Below are 20,208 nucleotides of genomic sequence, written 5' to 3'. Positions count from 1 at the left end.
CTGCGGGCCGCCGCGGCGGCCGTCTTCCGGCCGCTGCTGCTGGCCGTCGGCGCCCGGCGCGCGGCCGGCGAGGGACCCGTCCGTGTGCTGCGCCCCGCCCACCACGCCCGAGCGCGCCGCGCGCTCCCCCTGCTGACCCACTCCGTCGTACGGCGCGGACCTCCGTGCTCCGCGGCCCTCGCCGCCTGAGCACCACCGTCCCCACCCATCACGAACCGGACACGGAGAACACACCCCCATGAGCAAGCGCAACAGCCAGGAAGCCAAGCGCGCCGCCCGCGAGCGGCTGAAGATCGAGCGCGAGAGGCAGGCCAGGAAGGACAAGATCCGCCGCCAGGCCGTCGTCGGCGGCTCGGTGCTGGCGATCCTCGCGGTCGCGGGCGGCATCGGCTTCGCCGTCGCCAACATGGACGACGGCGGCAGCGACAAGTCCTGGGCCGACGCGGCGGACAAGAAGCTGGTGAAGCCGGCCAACGCCGCCGGGAAGGACGGCACGATCGTGCTCATCGGCGACGAGGGCGCCAAGAAGACGATCGACGTCTACGAGGACATGCGCTGCCCCGCCTGCGCCAACTTCGAGCAGGCCCTCGGCGAGACGGTCAAGAAGGGCGCGGAGGACGGCAAGTACAAGCTGCAGATCCACCTCGGCAGCATCATCGACGGCAACTTCGGCGGCGACGGCTCCAAGAACGCCGCCAGCGCCCTGGGCGCCGCGCTCGACGTGAGCACCGAGGCCTTCAGCGAGTACCACTCCCTGCTGTACTCGGCCGAGCACCACCCGCCGGAGAACGAGGACAAGTTCGCCGACAACGACTACCTGCTGAAGGTCGCGGAGAACGTCGACGCCCTCAAGGACAACAAGGAGTTCGAGGCCGCCGTCGAGAAGGGCACCTACGACAAGTGGGCGCTCGAGATGATCGACAGCTTCAACGAGGCCGGTGTCCAGGGCACCCCGACCGTACGGATCGACGGCAAGGACGTCGAGGTCAGCGCGCTGCCCGCCGAACTGGAGAAGCTCGGCGTCAAGTGACCGGCCGATGAACCGGCGGCGCCTCACCGGCCCGCCGGTACGCCGCTGAAGCGGCGTACCGGCGGGCCGGTCCCGTCCGGCGCGGCCCCCGTCCGGTGCGGTCCGGGTGGGGTGCGGTCCGGCTCACGGTGCTTTCAGGACAACGTCGTTCGACGAGTGGGCGAACTCTTTCCGGCGCCCTGTCCCGTCGCCCTACCGGCACGTAGCATCTGCGGCCGTGACCGACTCCCACACCGCATCCCGCACCCCTGCCCCCACGCGGCGCACGGTCGTCGCGGCCACCGCCGCGACCGCCGCCGGCGCCGCGCTGCTGCCGCTGAGCACCCCGCAGCGCGCCCGGGCCGCGGACGGCCCGGCCTTCGCCCACGGCGTCGCCTCCGGCGACCCGCTGCCCGACGGCGTCCTGCTGTGGACCCGGGTCACCCCCACCCCCGACGCGACGCCCGGTTCGGGCCTGGGCGCGCCCGTGGAGGTCGCCTGGGAGGTCGCCGAGGACCGCGCCTTCACCCGCGTCGTCGCCTCCGGCCGCACCACCGCCACCGCGGAGACCGACCACACCGTCAAGGCCGACGTGCGCGGGCTGCGCCCGGCCACGGGGTACCACTACCGCTTCTCCGCGGGAGGCGTGCTCTCCCCCGCCGGCCGCACCCGCACCGCGCCCGCCGACGGCACGGCCGCGGACCGCGTCCGCTTCGGGGTGGTCTCCTGCTCCCACTACGAGAGCGGCTTCTTCTCCGCCTACCGCCACCTCGCCGCCCGTGCCGACCTCGACGCCGTCCTCCACCTGGGCGACTACATCTACGAGTACGGAAAGGGCGAGTACCCGCTCAAGGACGGGGTCGTCCGCGAGATGCGCCCGGTCCACGAGACGGTCACCCTGGCCGACTACCGGCAGCGCCATGCCCATTACAAGAGCGACGCCGACCTCCGGGCGCTGCACGCCGCGCACCCGGTCATCGCGATCTGGGACGACCACGAGACCGCCAACGACTCCTGGTCCGGCGGCGCGGAGAACCACACCCCCGGCGCGGAGGGCGAGTGGGAGGCGCGAGCCAGAGCCGCGCGCCGGGCGTACTTCGAGTGGATGCCGGTCCGCCCCTCCGTCGAGGGCACCGTCTACCGGCGGCTGCGCTTCGGCGACCTCGCCGACCTCCACCTGCTCGACCTGCGCTCCTTCCGCGACCGCCAGGCGGGTGTCGGCAGCGGCGACGTGGACGACCCCGACCGCACCATCACCGGCCGCGCGCAGCTGGACTGGCTGAAGTCCTCCCTGGCCTCCTCCGGCGCCCGGTGGCACCTGGTGGGCACCTCGGTGATGATCTCGCCGATGGCCTTCGGCTCCGTGCCGGCGTACCTGCTCGGGCCGCTGGCCGAGCTGCTCGGCGTGCCCCGCGAGGGCCTGGCCGTCAACGTCGACCAGTGGGACGGCTACACCGACGACCGGCGCGAGCTGCTGACGCACCTGCGCGACCGCGGCATCGGCAACACCGTCTTCCTCACCGGCGACATCCACATGGCCTTCGCCAACGACGTCCCCGTCCGGGCCGCGACGTATCCGCTCCAGCCCCCGGTCGCCACGGAGTTCGTGGTCACCTCCGTCACCTCCGACAACATCGACGACATCCTGAAGGTGCCGCCGCACACCGTCTCCTCCGTCGCGGAGACCGCCGTACGCGCCGCCAACCGGCACACCAGGTGGCTCGACATGGACTCGCACGGCTACGGCGTCCTCGACGTGGACGCCGAGCGGACCCAGATGGACTACTACGCGCTGTCGGACAAGACCGACCCGCGGGCGTCCGCCGTCCATGTGCGCTCCTACCGCACCCGCTCGGGCACGCAGCGGGTGGAGCGCGCGGACGGTCCCGTGCGCTGAGACCGCGCCCGCGCGACGGGAGGCCCGAGGCCTGCGGGCCTCCCGTTGCGCGGGGTCAGCGGTCCTCCGGCTCCTCCAGCTCGGCCAGGAAGGCGAGCGCGGTCCGCCAGGTCCGCTCGGCCGCGTCCTTGTCGTGGTCCGGCAGGTCCGGGTCGGTGAACAGGTGCCCGGCCCCGGGGTAGCGGTGCACCTCGACGTCCGCGCCCGCCCGCCGCATCCGCAGGTACCAGGCGTTCAGCCAGTCGTGCGGCTCGAAGGGGTCGGGGTCGGCGACGTGGAGCTGCACGGGCAGGTCGTCCACTGCCGCGTCCTCGGGGATGTCGGAGGTGCCGTGGAGGAGCAGCAGCCCGCGGGCGCGGGTGTCGGCGAGCGCGAGGTTCTGGGCGATCGCCCCGCCCAGGGAGAACCCGGCGTACACCACCCCGCGCTCCGAGAGCGGAGCGGTGGCGGCGACGGCCCTCCTCAGCAGTTCGTCGCGGCCGATCCCGTCCTTGATCGCCATGCCCTCCTCGACCGTCCCGGCCGTCCGCCCGCCGTACAGGTCGGGGGTGTGGACCTCGTGCCCGGCCTCCCGCAGCCTGCCGGCCGCCTCCTCGACGGCGGGGCGCGGCCCGTAGGCGGAGTGGAACATCACAACGGTGGGCACGGTGTCACTTCCTCAGCAGGTCAGCCTCATGATCCGTCTCACGGCGCCGCGCCGGGGGCGGAGTCCTCCCATGGTGCCAGGTACGGTCGGTGGGGTCCTTCTTCCGTCCCCTGGAGTCTTCCGAGGAGTTCACACCACCATGGAGAACGTGCTGCGGCCGCTGATCGTCTTCGGCGGCGCCATCCTCCTGGCGTTCGCCGTCGGCTGGGCGGTGGACCGAGCGCTGCGGCGCATGGACGCCCGGCATCCGGAGACCCCGCTGTGGGGTCTGCTGCGCAGCGGCAGGGTCCCGCTCCGGGCGGTGGTCTTCGTCGGACTGCTCAACGCCTTCTCCGACGAGACCCACCTGGCCAGGGACCACCAGAGGACCGTCGACCTGTGGCTGAACCTGATACTGATCGGGGCCGCCGCGTGGCTGATGCTGCGGGTGCTGACCGCCGTGGTGGAGACGGCCTACTCCCGGTACGCCGGGATCGCCCACGACGCGGCGCGGGTGCGGCGGGTGCGCACCCAGCTGACGCTGATCAAGCGGCTGGCCACGGCGGTGGTCACGGTGATCGCGGGTGCGGCGATGCTGCTGCAGTTCCCCGCGATGGAGAAGCTGGGCACCTCCATGCTGGCCTCCGCCGGTGTGCTCGGCATCGTCGCCGGCATCGCCGCCCAGTCCACGCTGGGCAACCTCTTCGCCGGCCTGCAGATCGCCTTCGGCGACATGGTGCGCATCGGCGACACGGTGATCGTGGACGGCGAGTGGGGGACGGTCGAGGAGATCACCACCTCCTATCTGGTGGTCCTCACCTGGGACGAGCGCCGGATCACCATGCCGGTGTCCTACTTCACCAGCAAGCCCTTCGAGAACTGGACCCGCGGCAACCCGCAGATGACCGGCACCGTCTACCTCCACCTCGACCACTCGGCGCCGATCGCCGAGATCCGGCGCAGGACCGAGGAGATCGTGCGCGCCAGCGACGCCTGGGACGGCCGCAACTGGGGCCTGGTCGTGACCGACTCCACACCCACCACGGTCGAGGTCCGCGCGACGATGACGGCGCGCAGCCCAGACGACATCTGGACGCTGCGCTGCGAGGTCCGCGAGGGGCTCATCACCTGGCTCCACCGGGAGCACCCCTACGCCCTGCCCCGAGTCACCACCGCGCAGGCGGCTCCGGCCCCGGCCTTCGAGCGGGAAGCGGAGCGGGCCCCGGAGCGGGAGGAGACGGGCGCGGACGGCCGGGCAGGCGGCGGGCGGCCGGGCATACCGGACGCGCGGAGGCCGAGCTGAGCGGACGGCCGGGCGCCACGGACACACGGCCGCGGGGCTCCGGCGGACGCCTCGGACGTCCGCCGGAGCCCCGCGGCACGTCCTACGCGCTCTCGGCCCGGATCCTGTCCAGAGCGGTCTGCAGGTCGTCGGGGTAGTCGCTGGAGAACTCCGTCCAGCGGCCGTCCGCCGGGTGCTCGAAGCCCAGCCGTACCGCGTGCAGCCACTGCCGGGTCAGTCCCAGGCGCCTGGCCAGCGTCGGATCGGCGCCGTAGGTGGTGTCGCCGACGCACGGGTGTCGGTGGGCGGCCATGTGGACGCGGATCTGGTGGGTGCGGCCGGTCTCCAGCTTGATGTCGAGCAGACTGGCCGCCCGGAACGCCTCGATGAGGTCGTAGTGGGTGACCGACGGCTTGCCGTCGGCGGTGACGGCCCACTTGTAGTCGTGCACGGGGTGCCGCCCGATGGGGGCGTCGATCGTGCCGCTGAGCGGGTCGGGATGGCCCTGGACGAGCGCGTGGTAGCGCTTGTCGACCGTGCGCTCGCGGAACTGCTGCTTGAGCAGGGTGTAGGCGCGCTCGGACTTGGCGACCACCATCAGGCCGGACGTTCCCACGTCCAGCCGGTGCACGATGCCCTGCCGCTCGGCCGCGCCCGAGGTGGAGACGCGGAAGCCGGCGGCGGCCAGCCCTCCGATCACGGTGGGGCCGCTCCAGCCGGGGCTGGGATGGGCGGCCACGCCGATCGGCTTGGCGACGACCACGATGTCGTCGTCGTCGTGCACGATCTCCATGCCCTCCACGGGCTCGGCCACCACCTGCACCGGCGCGGGCGGTGCGGGCATCTCGACCTCGATCCAGGCCCCGCCGCGCACCCGCTCGGACTTGCCGACCTCGCCGCCGTCGAGCCGGACCTTCCCCGTGGCGGCCAGCTCGGCCGCCTTCGTACGGGAGAAGCCGAACATCCTGGCCAGGGCCGCGTCTATGCGCTCGCCCTCCAGGCCGTCGGGTACGGGCAGGGTGCGGATCTCGGGAAGCTGACTCACCCGGTCGAGTATGCCGGAAGCGGGCGGTGCCCCCGTTCGGCGGGCGGGGCACACGCCCGGTGCGGGCCGGTCTCCGCGGGCCCGCCGCCTCCGGTCAGTCCCGGTGGACGGTGCCGTCGGGGTCCAGCCCCCGGAAGGAGAGCAGCACGATCAGCACCCCGCCGCAGACGATCGCCGAGTCGGCCAGGTTGAAGACGGCGAAGTGGGCGGGCGCGATGAAGTCCACCACATGGCCCTGGAAGACACCGGGCGAGCGGAAGACCCGGTCGGTGAGGTTGCCCAGGGCCCCGCCCAGCAGCAGTCCGAGCGCGATGGCCCAGGGCGTGCTGTAGAGCTTGCGGGCGATCCGCGCGATCACCACGATCACGGCCGCGGCGATGACGGTGAAGACGACGGTGAGGGCCTCGCCGATGCCGAAGGCGGCGCCCGGGTTGCGCACGGCCTGGAACCGCAGCCAGGTGCCGATCAGCTCGATCGGGTCGTGGCCCTCCAGCTTCTCGACCACGATGATCTTGCTGATCAGGTCCAGGGCGTAGGCGACGGCCGCCACGATGGCGAGTTCCACGATCCGCCGGCGTCCGCGGCCGGCGGGCCCGGCGGCACTCCCGGGCCCGCCGCCGGCCCCGGTCGCGGCCCGGCCGGCGGCTGTGTCCACGGTCTCGGTCTCGGTCTGCGCCTCGCCCGGCTGCTCGCCGGCCCGTTCCACCTCTGTCACGTGATGCAGGGTACGTCACACCCCGGAGGCGGCGGGCGCCGGCGGCCGGCCGCGGTCAGCGGCGCTCCTGCCGCTGCTTGCACTCGACGCAGAGGGTGGCCCGGGGGAACGCCTGCATCCGCGCCTTGCCGATCGGCTTGCCGCAGTTCTCGCAGACGCCGTACGTCCCGGCCTCCAGGCGGTCCAGGGCGCGCTCGGTCTGGTAGAGCATCTCGCGGGCGTTCTCCGCCAGGGCCATCTCGTGCTCGCGCGTGATGTTCTTCGTCCCCGTGTCGGCCTGGTCGTCCCCGGCGCCGTCGGCCGAGTCCCGCATCAGGCCGTTGAGGGCCTCCTCCGCGGCGTGGATCTCCACGCGCAGCCGCTCGGACTCCGAGGACAGCTCAGCGCGCGCATCCTCCACCTCCTGTGCGGTCCAGGGCTCCTCTCCGGGCCGTACGGCCAGCTCGTCGGGGGCGGCGGTGGCCGCGGCCGTACGCGCCGGGGGGACCGGGGCGGCGTGCCCGGCGGCCCGCGCTCCCGTCGTGGACTTCTTGGCAACCACCGTCTCGGCTCCTGTCTTCCCGTCGGCCGCCTTTCCGGCGCCCGTGCTCGCCGCTGCCCTCTTCGCAGCGGACTTCCCTCCGGAGGGCTTCTTCCCGGCCCTCCCGGCGCTCGCGGGTTCCCCGGCGTCTTCGGCGTCCTCGAGATCCCCGGGATTCCCGGCGCTCGCGGAACTCCCGGCGTCCTTCCCCCCGGCGGGCCCCCGCGCGGCTCGCGCCCTCCTCGCTGCGGACTCCCTCGCCACCATGGCCGCGACCCCTTCACATATTGTTATCTTGTGTATGAATCGTGACCGGAACGATAAATCGGCACCGATCGTGCGGCAACAGGGCACGCCGGTCCGCTCCCGCTTCCCCGGGAGACGGAACCCGTGCCCTCGCGAAGCGTTCTGCCCGGCACCGCGGGCCGAAAACCGGTCAGCCCCCATTGGGAGGCACCCTTACACTTGGGCTGAGCGAGAGGCGTCGAAGGGGACGAGTAGCGTCCGTATGCGGCCACGAGCGACCCGGGGACGGTGTGAGCCCGGGGGCGAGCGCGGCGTGAAGATCACCCCGGAGCCGCCGGAAGAAAACCCCCGCGCACGTGCGGCGACAGCACGCGGTGCGACGGACGGTGAGTAGAACCGGCATCGCCGCACCAATGAGAGGGCGGTGGACACGTACCCGCGTACGCGTCCGGCGCCAAGGAGGGTGGTACCGCGGGCACCGGCGCCGACTGGCGGCGGTCTCGTCCCTCCGGCGGAAGTCACCACGTCCGTTGGAGGAAGCCCACCATGAGCCCGCAGTCCCCGCCCCAGTACCGTCCGGTGCCCGCCCAGGTGGATCTCCCCGCCCTGGAGCGCGCCGTGCTGGACTTCTGGCGCGAGAACAAGGTCTTCGCCCGCAGCCTGGAGCAGTCCGAGGGCCGTCCCGAGTGGGTGTTCTACGAGGGCCCGCCGACCGCGAACGGCATGCCCGGCGCGCACCACATCGAGGCCCGCGTCTTCAAGGACGTCTTCCCCCGCTTCCGCACCATGCGCGGCTACCACGTGGCGCGCAAGGCCGGCTGGGACTGCCACGGCCTGCCGGTGGAGCTGGCGGTGGAGAAGGAGCTGGGCTTCAACGGCAAGCAGGACATCGAGGCCTACGGCATCGCGGAGTTCAACGCCAGGTGCCGCGAGTCGGTGACCCGGCACACCGACGCCTTCGCCGAGCTGACGACCCGGATGGGCTACTGGGTCGACATGGACGACGCCTACCGGACGATGGACCCGGACTACATCGAGTCCGTGTGGTGGTCGCTGAAGGAGATCTTCGGCAAGGGCCTGCTCGTCCAGGACCACCGTGTGGCGCCCTGGTGCCCGCGCTGCGGCACCGGCCTGTCCGACCACGAGCTGGCGCAGGGCTACGAGACGGTCGTGGACCCCTCGGTCTACGTCCGCTTCCCGCTGACCTCCGGCCCGCTGGCCGGCGAGGCCTCGCTGCTGGTGTGGACGACCACGCCCTGGACGCTGGTGTCCAACACCGCCGTGGCCGCCCACCCCGACGTCACCTACGCGGTGGTCACCGACGGTGCCGAGAAGCTGGTGGTGGCCGAGCCGCTGCTGGCCAAGGCGCTGGGGGCGGGGACACCTCCCGGGCCGTCAGGCCCGGGAGAAGGCTGGAGCGCCACCGGACAGACCTTCACCGGCCGCGAGATGGAGCGCTGGACCTACCGCCGCCCGTTCGACCTGGTGGAGATCGAGGGCGCCCACTTCGTCCTCAACGCCGAGTACGTCACCACCGAGGACGGCACCGGTCTGGTCCACCAGTCCCCCGCCTTCGGCGAGGACGACCTGCTCACCTGCCGTGCCTACGGGCTGCCGGTGGTCAACCCCGTCCGGCCCGACGGCACCTTCGAGGAGGACCTGGGACTGGTCGGCGGGCAGTTCTTCAAGAAGGCCGACGAGGCTCTGGTCGCCGACCTCGACGCCCGCGGCCTGCTCTTCCGCCACCTGCCCTACGAGCACAGCTACCCGCACTGCTGGCGCTGCCACACCGCGCTGCTCTACTACGCGCAGCCGTCCTGGTACATCCGCACCACCGCGATCAAGGACGCCCTGCTGCGGGAGAACGAGCGGACCAACTGGTTCCCGGAGTCGGTCAAGCACGGCCGCTACGGCGACTGGCTGGACAACAACATCGACTGGGCCCTGTCCCGCAACCGCTACTGGGGCACCCCGCTGCCCATCTGGCGCTGCGAGGAGGGCCACCTCACCTGCGTCGGCTCGCTGGCGGAGCTGTCGGAGCTGACCGGCACCGACCAGTCCGGCCTGGACCCGCACCGCCCGTACATCGACGACGTCGTCTTCGGCTGCACCGCCGAGGGCTGCTCGCTGACGGCCGTCCGCGTCCCGGAGGTCATCGACGCCTGGTACGACTCGGGCTCGATGCCCTTCGCCCAGTGGGGCTACCCGTACCGCAACAAGGACGTCTTCGAGAAGCGCTACCCGGCGCAGTTCATCTCCGAGGCCATCGACCAGACCCGCGGCTGGTTCTACACGCTGATGGCGGTCGGCACGCTCGTCTTCGACCGCTCCTCCTACGAGAACGTGGTCTGCCTGGGCCACATCCTCGCCGAGGACGGCCGGAAGATGTCCAAGCACCTGGGCAACATCCTGGAGCCCATCCCGCTGATGGACCGGCACGGCGCGGACGCGGTGCGCTGGTTCATGGCCGCGGGCGGATCCCCGTGGAGCGCGCGGCGCGTCGGGCACGGCACGATCCAGGAGGTCGTCCGCAAGACCCTGCTGACCTACTGGAACACCGTCGCCTTCCAGGCGCTGTACGCCCGCACCTCCGGCTGGGCGCCGTCGGAGTCCGACCCGGCCCCGCAGGCGCGCCCGCTGCTGGACCGCTGGCTGCTCAGCGAGCTGCACGCCCTGGTCGACCAGTGCACCCAGGCCATGGAGGCCTACGACACCCAGCGCACCGGCAAGCTGCTGTCCACCTTCGTGGACGACCTGTCCAACTGGTACGTGCGCCGCTCCCGGCGCCGCTTCTGGCAGGGCGACGCGGCGGCGCTGCGCACCCTGCACGACGTGCTGGAGACCGTCACCCGGCTGATGGCCCCGCTGGTGCCGTTCATCACCGAGCGGGTCTGGCAGGACCTGGTCGTCCCCGTCACCCCCGGCGCGCCGGACTCCGTGCACCTGGCCACCTGGCCCGAGGCCGATCTGTCGGCCGTCGACCCGGACCTGTCCCGCGACATGCTGCTGGTGCGGCGGCTGGTGGAGCTGGGCCGGGCCACGCGTGCGGAGTCGGGGGTCAAGACCCGGCAGCCGCTGTCCCGCGCGCTGCTGGCGGCGCAGGGCTTCGAGCTGCTCAGCGACGACCTGCGCGAGCAGATCGCCGAGGAGCTGAACGTCACCTCGCTCGCCTCCCTGTCCGAGGTCGGCGGCTCCCTGGTGGACACCACCGCCAAGGCCAACTTCCGTGCGCTGGGCCGCCGGTTCGGCAAGCGCACCCAGCCGGTCGCCAAGGCCATCGCCGAGGCGGACGCGGCGGCGCTGTCGGCGGCGCTGCGCGCCGGCACGGCGGCGGTGGAGGTCGACGGCGAGACCATCGCGCTCTCCCCGGAGGAGGTCATCATCACCGAGACCCCGCGCGAGGGCTGGTCGGTGGCCTCCGACGCCGGCGCCACGGTCGCCCTGGATCTGGAGATCACCCCGGAGCTGCGGCGGGCGGGGCTCGCCCGTGACGCGATCCGGCTGATCCAGGAGGCGCGCAAGAACAGCGGCCTGGACGTCGCCGACCGGATCGCCCTGCGGTGGCGGTCGGACGACGAGGAGGTCGCCCGGGCGCTGGCCGAGCACCAGGCCCTGATCGCGGACGAGGTCCTGGCGACGGACTACGCCGAGGGCGAGGGCGACGACTCCTTCGGCGAGCCGTTCGAGGACGAGTCGCTGTCCCTGGCCTTCCGGCTGCGCCGCGTCTGACCGGCGGCCGCCCCGGTGCCCCGGGCCGCCCGCCGGCTCGGGGCACCGGCACGGGGCACCGCTGCGCCGGAGTGCGGAGCGGCCGGAGCGGCCGGAGCGGCCGGAGCGGCCGGACGGAACGGGCACACCAGAGGGCCGGGCCCGGGATCTTCGATCCCGGGCCCGGCCCTCTGCGATATGCCGATCCGATTCGCCCGCCGCCTACGGCGGCTGCGTCAGTTGTCGTCCTCGTCGATGAGGAAGCCGCGCATCGGCGAGGGTGCCTGCTGCATCGGCTGCGGACCCTGCGGCCGCACGGGAGCCATCGGCTGGGTCATCGCCGGGGACATCTGCTGCTGCCCACCGTAGGTCTGACCGCCGCCCTGGTTGTGACCGCCGTGACCGCCCGGGCCGCCCATCGACTGGCCGCCGCCCATGGACTGGTGGCCGCCCATGGCGCCGCCGCCCGGTGCGCCCGCCGACGCCATCGAGGGAGACGGCGGCAGCGAGGCCGTTGCCGGGGTGCGCGGCGGGGCCAGGGAGTCGTCGGCCTGGTTCTCCAGCTGGCGGAGCTGGCTCTCCAGGTAGGACTTCAGGCGGGTGCGGTACTCGCGCTCGAAGCCGCGCAGGTCCTCGACCTTGCGCTCCAGCGTGGCGCGGGCGGACTCCAGCGAGCCCATCGCGACACGGTGCTTCTCCTGCGCGTCCCGCTCCAGCGCGTCGGCCTTGGCGCGGGCGTCCCGCTCCAGGCCCTCGGCGCGGCTGCGCGCCTCACCGACGATCTTGTTGGCCTCGGAACGGGCCTCCGCGATCGCCTGGTCCGCGGTCTGCTGCGCCAGCGACAGCACACGGGCCGCGCTGTCGCCGCCCGGCCCCTGGCCCTGCTGGTGCATGCCCGGGCCACCGGGACCGCCGTGGCCGCCCATCGGGCCGGGCCCGCCCGGACCGCCGTGACCGCCCATCGGGCCGGGGCCCATCGGACCGCCCTGCGGGCCGTGCCCGCCGGGACCTGCGGGCAGCTGCGGCGCACCGCCGGGCAACTGGGGCGGACCGCCCATCTGCCCCGGCGGGACCGGCTGCGGTCCCGATATGGCGGCGGGCACGGGACCCGGCCGTTCCTGCTGCTGGGGCTCGGGTTTGCGCATGCCCTGCTGCTGGTTCTGCGCGGCGGCCCGCGTCGCGGCGGCCAGCTTGGCGCGCAGATCCTCGTTCTCCCGGAGCAGACGCGTCAGTTCGGCCTCGACCTCGTCGAGGAAGGCATCGACCTCGTCCTCGTCGTAGCCCTCTCGCAGGCGGACGGTTGTGAACTGCTTGTTCCGCACGTCCTCGGGGGTCAGCGGCATCTCTTCACCTCAACGTAAGTCATCGGCATATCGGCAAGACCGTATCGCTCACAGCCTGGCCACGACACTGATCAGGATGTAGACGATGATCATCAGTACGAAGAAGGACAGGTCGAGCGCCACGCCCCCGAAGCGCAGCGGCGGTATGAACCTCCGCAGCAGCTTGAGTGGCGGATCAGTGACAGTGTAGGTGGCCTCCAGGACGACCACCATCGCCTTGCCGGGCTGCCATGAGCGGGCGAACATGAAGACGTAGTCCATCACCAGGCGGAAGATCAGCACGACCAGGAAGACCTGCAGCACAATGAGGACCACCTGCTGTACGACGCCCATCGTGCGCTTCCCTCTCCCCTTTGGTCGCGTCCGGCCCGTCGGCCGGCCCGTCCGGTTGTACTGACTCTCAGCTCTGGTTGAAGAACCCGCCCTCTGCGATGCGGGCCTTGTCCTCCGCCGTGACATCGACGTTAGCAGGAGACAGGAGGAAGACCTTCTGTGTCACCCGCTCGATACTCCCATGGAGACCGAACACCAGACCCGCCGCGAAGTCGACCAGACGCTTCGCGTCCGTGTCGTCCATCTCGGTCAGGTTCATGATCACCGGGGTACCCTCTCGGAAGTGTTCCCCGATGGTACGGGCTTCGTTGTACGTCCGGGGGTGCAGCGTGGTGATCCGGTAGGGTTCCCGCTCGGACACGACCTTGGGCATGATCACCGGTGCGTTCTTCTCCAGGTTCTGGCGTTCGGGTGTGATGGATGACACGGGGGCAATCCTCCCGTGCCGTCCGTTTTCGGCGGCGATCGCAGGAGCCTGCTCCCGTTCCCGGTGGGCGGGAGGGTGGACGACCCGCACCGGCTCGTCGGCCTCCTGCTCCCCGTCGGACTTCGCCGCGGGAGCCCCCAGAGGCTGGTGCGCCTGGTGCCGCCGGTCCCTGTCGGGCTCCGGCTCGGGCTCGAACTCGTCGTCGGGGTCGAACCCCGGGCCGTCGTACCCATCGTCCTCCACGAGGCCGAGGTAGACCGCCATCTTGCGCATCGCGCCGGCCATTCTCTGCGTCCTCCGCTCTGTGGTGGTTCCCCGGCCTTCGGCGGGGAGGCCCCGTCCCCTGCCTGCGGCGGGAACCCCATTCTGCCTCCGGTGCCTCCGAAGGGAGGCCCCAAGACCCAAGACTCCGTCACCGGTGCCCCTGGATCCACGCGGTCATCCACACTGGGCGGGAATGACCATATTTTCTGCTGTGGTCCGACTTGCTTGGCGACGTTACCGGAGCCCGGGTCGTACTCCGAGTACCGCACTGCCGATGCGCACATGTGTCGCACCGGCCGCCACCGCCTCTTCGAGATCCCCGCTCATCCCCGCCGAGACCATGGTCGCAGCAGGATGACCGGCCCGTAGGGCGGTCGAGATTTCCACCAGCCGCTCGAAAGCGGCTCCCGGCCTGCCGGCGTACGGCCCGGAGAGGGGTGCGACCGTCATCACGCCCGCGAGCCGGAGGCCCGGGGCGGCGGCCACCTCGTCGGCCAACTCCCCCAGCTCCTCCGGCGCCGCGCCGCCGCGTCCGCCGGCCGCGCCCGCCTCCCGGTCGAGCGCGACCTGCAGCAGGCAGCCGATCCGCCGGCCCTCGCGTTCGGCCGCCGAGGAGAGCGCGCCGACCAGCCGGGGCCGGTCGACCGAGTGCACGAAGTCGGCGTAGCGGGCCACGGACCGGACCTTGTTGGTCTGCAGCTGCCCCACGAAGTGCCAGGTGAGGGGGAGGTCCGCGCAAGCCTCGGCCTTGGGCGCCGCCTCCTGGTCCCGGTTCTCCGCCACGTGCCGCACCCCGAGTCCGGCCAGCAGCCGCACATCGTCGGCGGGGCGGGTCTTGGTGACGACGACCAGGGTCACGTCCTCCCGCGCGCGCCCCGCGGTGACACAAGCGCGGGTGATGCGCTCCTCCACCCGGGCGAGGTTCGCGGCCAGTTCGGCTCTGCGGTCGGCACTGCGGTCGGTTCTGCGGTCGGTCATGCGGCGGTCTCCCCGTCGGCCTCTCCCGCCCCGCCGGCGGGAGCCTCCAGCCATACGTAGCCGGCCAGCCGTCCGGTGGTCCTCTCCCGGCGGTAGGAGTAGTGGTCCGGGGACTCCATCGTGCAGACCGGCGGCTCCGGCGGCTTTGGCACTCCGAGCCGGGCCAACTGGGCGCGCACACCGGCCGCGACGTCGACCGCCGGGGTGCCCCGCCTGGTGGTGGCGTACGCCTCGGGCACCACGGCCGCGACCTCCTCGCGCATCCGCTCCGGCACCTCGTAGCAGCCCCCGCACACCGAGGGGCCGATGCGGACGACCGTGCGGGCCGGGTCCGCGCCGAGGGATCCCATCGCCTCGACCACCGCCGGGATCACCCCGGCGACCAGTCCGGGCCGCCCGGCGTGCGCGGCTCCGGCCACTCCGGCGACGGGGTCGGCGAGGAGGACGGGGACGCAGTCGGCGGTCAGCACGGCCAGCGCCAGGCCCCGGCGGGCGGTCACGACCGCGTCCACGCACGGCACGTCGCCGTCGCGCCACGGCCCGGTGACGACGGCCGCGTCGCGCCCGTGCACCTGGTTCATCCAGACCACCGAGGCCGGGTCCAGGCCGAGCGCCCTCGCCGCCAGCTCCCGGTTGGCCCTCACGGCGCCGGGGTCGTCCCCGACCGCGCCGCCGAGGTTGAGTTCGTCATACGGAGCGGCGCTCACCCCGCCCCACCTGTCGGTGGTGGCGAAGTGCGCGCCGCTCACGGTGTCGTGCTGTGTTATCACGCTCGTGGTGCCTACTTGAGGAAGTCGGGCACGTCGAGCTCCTCGGCCGAACCGTCCTGGTAGGGACGGGCCGGCGGGACCTGCGGGGCCGGGGACGGACCGGTCTCGCCCGAGCGCGGCGAGGAGGAACCCGCGCCGTAGGCGGACGGGGAGTCCGCCAGCGGGACGGCCGGGGACGGCTCGTCCTCGCGCGGGGTGACCGAGCCGAGCCCGCCGAAGGACGGCCGGTCGGGCTCGGAGGGCACCGGGCGCGGGGCGGCCGGTGCCTCCTCCTTGCCGCCGGCGTACGAACCGAGCACCTTGTCGCGGTTCTTGGCCGGCGGCTGCCCGCCGTCGAAGCCCGCCGCGATGACGGTGACCCGGACCTCGTCGCCGAGGGCGTCGTCGATGACCGCGCCGAAGATGATGTTCGCCTCCGGATGCGCGGCCTCGCTCACCAGCTGCGCGGCCTCGTTGATCTCGAACAGACCGAGGTCGGAGCCGCCGGAGATGGAGAGCAGCACGCCGCGGGCGCCGTCGATGGACGCCTCCAGCAGCGGCGAGGAGATCGCCATCTCGGCCGCGGCCACCGCGCGGTCGTCGCCGCGCGCCGAGCCGATGCCCATGAGGGCCGAACCGGCCTCGGACATCACGGACTTGACGTCCGCGAAGTCCAGGTTGATCAGGCCGGGGGTGGTGATGAGGTCGGTGATGCCCTGGACACCCGACAGCAGCACCTGGTCCGCGGACTTGAACGCGTCGAGCACGCTCACCTGGCGGTCCGAGATGGACAGCAGCCGGTCGTTGGGGATGACGATGAGGGTGTCGACCTCGTCGCGCAGGGCCGCGATGCCGTCCTCGGCCTGGTTGGCCCGGCGGCGGCCCTCGAAGGTGAACGGGCGGGTGACGACGCCGATGGTGAGGGCGCCGAGAGAACGTGCGATGTTCGCGACGACGGGCGCGCCGCCGGTGCCGGTGCCGCCGCCCTCGCCGGCGGTGACGAAGACCATGTCGGCCCCCTTGAGGACCTCCTCGATCTCCTCCCGGTGGTCCTCGGCTGCCTTGCGGCCGACATCGGGGTTGGCGCCGGCGCCGAGGCCGCGGGTGAGCTCGCGGCCGACGTCGAGCTTGACGTCGGCGTCGCTCATCAGCAGGGCCTGTGCGTCGGTGTTGATCGCGATGAACTCGACGCCCTTGAGACCGACCTCGATCATCCTGTTGATGGCGTTGACGCCACCGCCGCCGATACCGACGACCTTGATGACTGCGAGGTAGTTCTGCGGTGCTGCCACGTCGAAGGCCTCTCGCCTCGAGTTACGTGTCGCCGCTCCACGATGGTTGCGGTGCGCCGACCTATGCCGAGTGGGACGGTCCGGACGCCGACCCGAACCCTAACGTTCAAGTTTAGGGTTACCAATGTCTGTCGTTCCTCGGATTCTTTGGAACGGACACTAGGTCGACAAGTGGTTCGCGTTCAATGAACACGCCGAACCTCCCGTTTTTCTTCTCACCCTATGTGATCAGGCAACGCGGTAGCCAACCAGGGTGCTGGCCTGCACGTACGTACGTCAACTCCCCGACGCCGCCGGTGTGCCGGGAACACTCACGTCGAATCTCTCCGCACCGTCGGCGGCTTTCATCAGCAGGGTGAGCGATCTGGCCTTCGCTTCGCTGTCCTCACCGCTCCCCCACACCACCGTGCGCCCGCCGCTCATCTCCAGGGTGATGGAGTCGTAGGAGCGGACCCGGATGGTCCGGGTGTCGCGGCGCACCCGCTCGGGGAGGGCCGCGGCGACCCCGACCGCCTCCGCGCGCATCGCCTCGGGTCCGAAGCGGTGCCCGCTGGGGGATCCGGCGAGGTCCAGGGCGAGCAGGGGGACGCCCGCGGGCCGTTCGGCGACCGTGCCGAACAGCACCCCCTCACCGTCCACCTCGGCATAGCGCCGCCCCCTCGTGCCGTCCTCGTCTCCCCCGCCTTCCCCGTTCTCCGCGTCCTGCACCATCACGACCACGGCTTTTCTCTCCGTGACCGTCAGCTCCACACCGTGCGGCCAGGAGCGGGCCGCCTCCACGGAGCCGATCCGCGGCAGCGCCTCCAGCAGCCGCCGCTCCACCTCGCCGGGATCGACCGAGACGAGGGGTTCGCCGAGGGGGACGCCGGCGGCGTCGAGGACCTGCCGCTCCGTCAGGACCCTCTGGCCGGTGACCGTGACGCTCTCCACCCGCAGCCACGCGGAGCCGTAGAGCAGCCACAGGGCCAGGCCGCCGATCAGCAGCGCCGGGCCGAGGGCGAGGGCGAGCAGCAGACGGCGGCGTCCGCGGCCCTCCGGAAGGCGGGGCGCGCGGCGACGCCGGAGCCACCGGCCCGGCGGCGGGACCGGGGGCGGCCCCGAGCCCGCTCCCGGCCCGCGGGGGTCACGCTGGTCGCGGCCGCCTCGCCCGGCGGCCGCCGTCCGTCCGGCCACGCTCCCTGCTCTCCCGCGCCCCGCCTGCGGCCTCAGCCCCGGCGGTGTGCCGCGATCGCCTCGTACACCATGCCGACCAGCAGTTCGTCGGCGTCCCTGCGCCCGAACTCGGCGGCGGCCCGCGACATGTCGTACAGCCGGTGCGGGTCGGTGAGCACCGGCAGGACGTTGGACTGGATCCACTCCGGCGACAGTTCGGCGTCGTCGACGAGGAGTCCGCCGCCCGCCTTGACCACCGGCTGGGCGTTCAGCCGCTGCTCGCCGTTGCCGATGGGCAGCGGGACGTAGGCGGCCGGCAGTCCGACGGCGGACAGCTCGGCGACCGTCATCGCGCCCGCGCGGCAGAGCATCATGTCGGCCGCGGCGTACGCCAGGTCCATCCGGTCCAGGTACGACACCGGGACGTAGGGCGGCATCCCGGGCATGTTGTCCACCTGCGGCAGCTCGTTCTTCGGGCCGACCGCGTGCAGGATCTGGACGCCGGAGCGCTGGAGGCCGGGGGCGACGGCCTGGACGACCTCGTTGAGCCGCCGGGCCCCCTGGGAGCCGCCGGTGACCAGCAGGGTGGGCAGACCGGGGTCGAGGCCGAAGGCGGCCCGCCCCTCGGCGCGCATCGCCGCCCGGTCCAGGGTGGCGATCGAGCGGCGCAGCGGGATGCCGACGTAGCGGGCGTGCCGCAGCTTGCTGTCCGGGGTGGAGACGGCGACGTAGTCGGTGTAGCGGGAGCCGATCTTGTTGGCCAGGCCCGGGCGGGCGTTGGCCTCGTGGATGACGATCGGCACCCCGAGCCGCTTGGCCGCGAGGTAGCCGGGCAGCGCCACATAGCCGCCGAAGCCGACCACGCAGTCGGCCTTGGTCCGCTCCAGGACCTGCTCCGCGGCCTTGATGGTGCCGCGCAGCCTTCCCGGCACGGTGATCAGCTCGGGAGTGGGTTTGCGCGGCAGGGGCACGGCCGGGATCAGCTCCAGGTCGTAGCCCCTCTCCGGGACGAGCCGGGTCTCGAGTCCGCGCTCCGTGCCGAGTGCCGTGATCCCCACGGTCGGGTCCTGCCTGCGCAGGGCGTCCGCGAGGGCGAGCGCGGGCTCGATGTGGCCGGCGGTCCCCCCACCGGCGAGTACGACATGCACCGAATTTCACCGCTCTCCGGACGGGCGCCGTACGGCACTCCGTCCCATCGTCTTCCGTCTCACCCCAGCCAGCTTCTTTCTCACAGCAGGCTGCCGCATGGCCAGTGCCGCCTTCGCGGCGGGTTCCGATCTCGCGGCGGAGATCAGCAGCCCGACGGCGAACATCGTCGGCAGCAGGGCGGAACCTCCGTAGGAGAACAGCGGGAGCGGGACACCGGCGATCGGCAGCAGGCCGAGCACCGCACCGATGTTGACCACGGCCTGGGCCGTGATCCAGGTGGTCACACCTCCCGCGGCGTACCTGACGAAGGGGTCCTCCGTGCGTCCTGCCACGCGGATACCCGCATAGCCTAGAGCGGCGAAAAGGGCGAGCACCGGCAGCGTCCCCGCCAGGCCGAGTTCCTCCCCGGTCACGGCGAAGATGAAGTCGGTGTGCGGTTCGGGCAGTTGTCCCCATTTCTCCATGCTGTCGCCCAGCCCGGAACCGAACCATCCGCCCGACGCCAGGGCGTAGATGCCGTGGACGGCCTGCCAGCACTGGTCGTTGGGTCCGGGGTCGGTGGCGCCCAGGCAGGCGAACCGGGCCATCCGGTTGCCGCTGGTCGCGATCAGGAGGGCTCCCAGCGCCCCGGCGACGGCGAGGACCCCGGCGAACAGCCGCACCGGCGCACCGGCCAGCCAGAGCAGTCCGACGAGGATCGCGGCGAGGATGAGCGAGGTGCCCATGTCCCGGCCCAGCATGATCAGGCCGAGCAGCAGGAAGGTCACCGGGACGAGCGGCACCAGCATGTGCTTCCACTGGTTCAGCAGCCGCCTGTCGCCCTTGCGCGCCAGCAGGTCAGCCCCCCACAGCACCAGGGCGAGCTTGGCGACCTCGCTGGGCTGGAACTGGAAGGGGCCGCCGAGCTGGATCCAGTTCTGGTTGCCCTTGACCTCGTGCCCGATCCCCGGCACCTGGACCAGGCAGAGCAGGAAGACGGAGACGGCCAGCAGCGGGTAGGCCAGCCCGCGCTGGAGGGCCACCGGCATCCGGGCGGCCGCCACCAGCAGAACGCCGCCCAGGACGGCGGCCAGCAGCTGTTTGCGGAAGTAGTAGGCGGAGGGCAGCCCGGAGCCCAGCGCCTCGATCTGCGAGGCGGAGAAGACCATCACCAGACCGAGGGCGAGGATCATCAGGCTGCCGCCGAGGATCAGGTAGTAGGCGGTCAGCGGCCGGTCCCAGGCGTGCCTCGCCCGCAGGTGGAGCCCGCGGACCGCGTCCACGGCACGGCGCGGGCCGCGCGGGGGGCGCTTGGGGGCGCTCCCGGGCGCGGGCCGTCCGGCGCCGGACGGCCGGGGCGCGGCGGCGGGACGCGGGGCGCGCGCAGTGCCCGGACGCGCCGTGCGGGGGCCGGGACGGGAGCGCTGTGCCTCGCGCAGCGCGGTGCCGCGCCCCGGGCGCACCGGTGGAACAGACGGTGCCGGCCCGGCCGTAC

General features: G+C 72.6%; 17 protein-coding genes and 1 pseudogene. 5 read left to right on the top strand and 13 right to left on the bottom strand.

Annotated elements, in window-relative coordinates; genetic code table 11:
• The 3 genes and pseudogenes from ACLIYP_RS22415 to ACLIYP_RS22405 all read left to right on the top strand — a co-directional run.
• A pseudogene (locus ACLIYP_RS22415) lies at nucleotides 1-189 on the top strand (hypothetical protein); the annotation flags it as partial.
• 49 nt (nucleotides 190-238) lie between these two features.
• Nucleotides 239-1,030, top strand: coding sequence for a thioredoxin domain-containing protein (locus ACLIYP_RS22410; protein WP_412714913.1), 792 nt, complete (start codon nucleotides 239-241; stop codon nucleotides 1,028-1,030).
• Between the two features lie 217 nt (nucleotides 1,031-1,247).
• Nucleotides 1,248-2,906, top strand: a complete 1,659-nt coding sequence (locus ACLIYP_RS22405; RefSeq protein ID WP_412714912.1) for an alkaline phosphatase D family protein — start codon at nucleotides 1,248-1,250, stop codon at nucleotides 2,904-2,906.
• A gap of 55 nt (nucleotides 2,907-2,961) precedes the next feature.
• Here ACLIYP_RS22405 and ACLIYP_RS22400 read toward each other — a convergent pair whose 3' ends face one another.
• The gene (locus tag ACLIYP_RS22400) at nucleotides 2,962-3,552 is read right to left on the bottom strand and encodes a dienelactone hydrolase family protein (protein WP_412714911.1); all 591 of its coding nucleotides are present in this window, start codon (nucleotides 3,550-3,552) and stop codon (nucleotides 2,962-2,964) included.
• A 139-nt stretch (nucleotides 3,553-3,691) separates the two neighbouring features.
• Here ACLIYP_RS22400 and ACLIYP_RS22395 point away from each other — a divergent pair, with 139 nt between their 5' ends.
• Nucleotides 3,692-4,834: a mechanosensitive ion channel family protein gene (locus tag ACLIYP_RS22395; protein WP_412714910.1), complete on the top strand. Its 1,143-nt coding sequence runs from the start codon at nucleotides 3,692-3,694 to the stop codon at nucleotides 4,832-4,834.
• Nucleotides 4,835-4,916: 82 nt separating this feature from the next.
• Here the strand turns inward: ACLIYP_RS22395 and ACLIYP_RS22390 are convergent, their stop codons facing one another.
• The 3 genes from ACLIYP_RS22390 to ACLIYP_RS22380 form a co-directional block, all read right to left on the bottom strand.
• Nucleotides 4,917-5,858: an RluA family pseudouridine synthase gene (locus tag ACLIYP_RS22390; RefSeq protein ID WP_412714909.1), complete on the bottom strand. Its 942-nt coding sequence runs from the start codon at nucleotides 5,856-5,858 to the stop codon at nucleotides 4,917-4,919.
• 94 nt (nucleotides 5,859-5,952) lie between these two features.
• On the bottom strand, nucleotides 5,953-6,513 hold the full coding sequence (gene lspA, locus ACLIYP_RS22385) for a signal peptidase II (protein WP_412714914.1): 561 nt from the start codon (nucleotides 6,511-6,513) through the stop codon (nucleotides 5,953-5,955).
• A 115-nt stretch (nucleotides 6,514-6,628) separates the two neighbouring features.
• Complete coding sequence (locus tag ACLIYP_RS22380) at nucleotides 6,629-7,114, bottom strand: TraR/DksA family transcriptional regulator (protein WP_412714908.1); 486 nt, start codon at nucleotides 7,112-7,114, stop codon at nucleotides 6,629-6,631.
• A gap of 771 nt (nucleotides 7,115-7,885) precedes the next feature.
• On the opposite strand from ACLIYP_RS22380, the gene ileS reads away from it, so the two are divergent.
• On the top strand, nucleotides 7,886-11,068 hold the full coding sequence (ileS, locus tag ACLIYP_RS22375) for an isoleucine--tRNA ligase (RefSeq protein ID WP_412714907.1): 3,183 nt from the start codon (nucleotides 7,886-7,888) through the stop codon (nucleotides 11,066-11,068).
• Between the two features lie 215 nt (nucleotides 11,069-11,283).
• On the opposite strand, the gene ACLIYP_RS22370 is transcribed toward ileS, so the two are convergent.
• From ACLIYP_RS22370 to ftsW, 9 genes are all read right to left on the bottom strand, one after another.
• Nucleotides 11,284-12,390, bottom strand: coding sequence for a DivIVA domain-containing protein (locus ACLIYP_RS22370; protein WP_412714906.1), 1,107 nt, complete (start codon nucleotides 12,388-12,390; stop codon nucleotides 11,284-11,286).
• Between the two features lie 48 nt (nucleotides 12,391-12,438).
• Nucleotides 12,439-12,723 carry a YggT family protein gene (locus tag ACLIYP_RS22365; RefSeq protein WP_093655225.1) on the bottom strand — a complete coding sequence of 95 codons (285 nt, stop codon included), beginning with the start codon at nucleotides 12,721-12,723 and terminating at the stop codon, nucleotides 12,439-12,441.
• Nucleotides 12,724-12,790: 67 nt separating this feature from the next.
• Nucleotides 12,791-13,435: a cell division protein SepF gene (locus ACLIYP_RS22360; protein WP_410538923.1), complete on the bottom strand. Its 645-nt coding sequence runs from the start codon at nucleotides 13,433-13,435 to the stop codon at nucleotides 12,791-12,793.
• 213 nt (nucleotides 13,436-13,648) lie between these two features.
• Entirely contained in the window at nucleotides 13,649-14,392 is a 744-nt protein-coding gene (locus ACLIYP_RS22355; RefSeq protein ID WP_412714905.1) for a YggS family pyridoxal phosphate-dependent enzyme, read from the bottom strand.
• Nucleotides 14,389-15,162, bottom strand: coding sequence for a peptidoglycan editing factor PgeF (gene pgeF, locus ACLIYP_RS22350; protein WP_412714904.1), 774 nt, complete (start codon nucleotides 15,160-15,162; stop codon nucleotides 14,389-14,391). The genes ACLIYP_RS22355 and pgeF overlap by 4 nt, the downstream gene beginning before the upstream one ends.
• Nucleotides 15,163-15,173: 11 nt before the next feature.
• A complete protein-coding gene (ftsZ, locus tag ACLIYP_RS22345) occupies nucleotides 15,174-16,433 on the bottom strand; it encodes a cell division protein FtsZ (protein WP_093655217.1) in 1,260 nt (419 codons plus the stop codon).
• A gap of 276 nt (nucleotides 16,434-16,709) precedes the next feature.
• Nucleotides 16,710-17,606, bottom strand: a complete 897-nt coding sequence (locus tag ACLIYP_RS22340; RefSeq protein ID WP_412714903.1) for a cell division protein FtsQ/DivIB — start codon at nucleotides 17,604-17,606, stop codon at nucleotides 16,710-16,712.
• A gap of 32 nt (nucleotides 17,607-17,638) precedes the next feature.
• On the bottom strand, nucleotides 17,639-18,733 hold the full coding sequence (murG, locus tag ACLIYP_RS22335; protein WP_410538918.1) for an undecaprenyldiphospho-muramoylpentapeptide beta-N-acetylglucosaminyltransferase: 1,095 nt from the start codon (nucleotides 18,731-18,733) through the stop codon (nucleotides 17,639-17,641).
• A gap of 6 nt (nucleotides 18,734-18,739) precedes the next feature.
• On the bottom strand, nucleotides 18,740-20,208 hold a 1,469-nt coding region (gene ftsW / locus ACLIYP_RS22330; RefSeq protein WP_412714902.1), incomplete at its 5' end, for a putative lipid II flippase FtsW.

It is taken from the genome of Streptomyces nanhaiensis (assembly GCF_046614825.1).
Taxonomy (GTDB): domain Bacteria; phylum Actinomycetota; class Actinomycetes; order Streptomycetales; family Streptomycetaceae; genus Streptomyces; species Streptomyces radiopugnans.
Note: the sequence above shows the minus strand (reverse complement) of the source record. Positions and strands in the feature narration are given on the sequence as shown.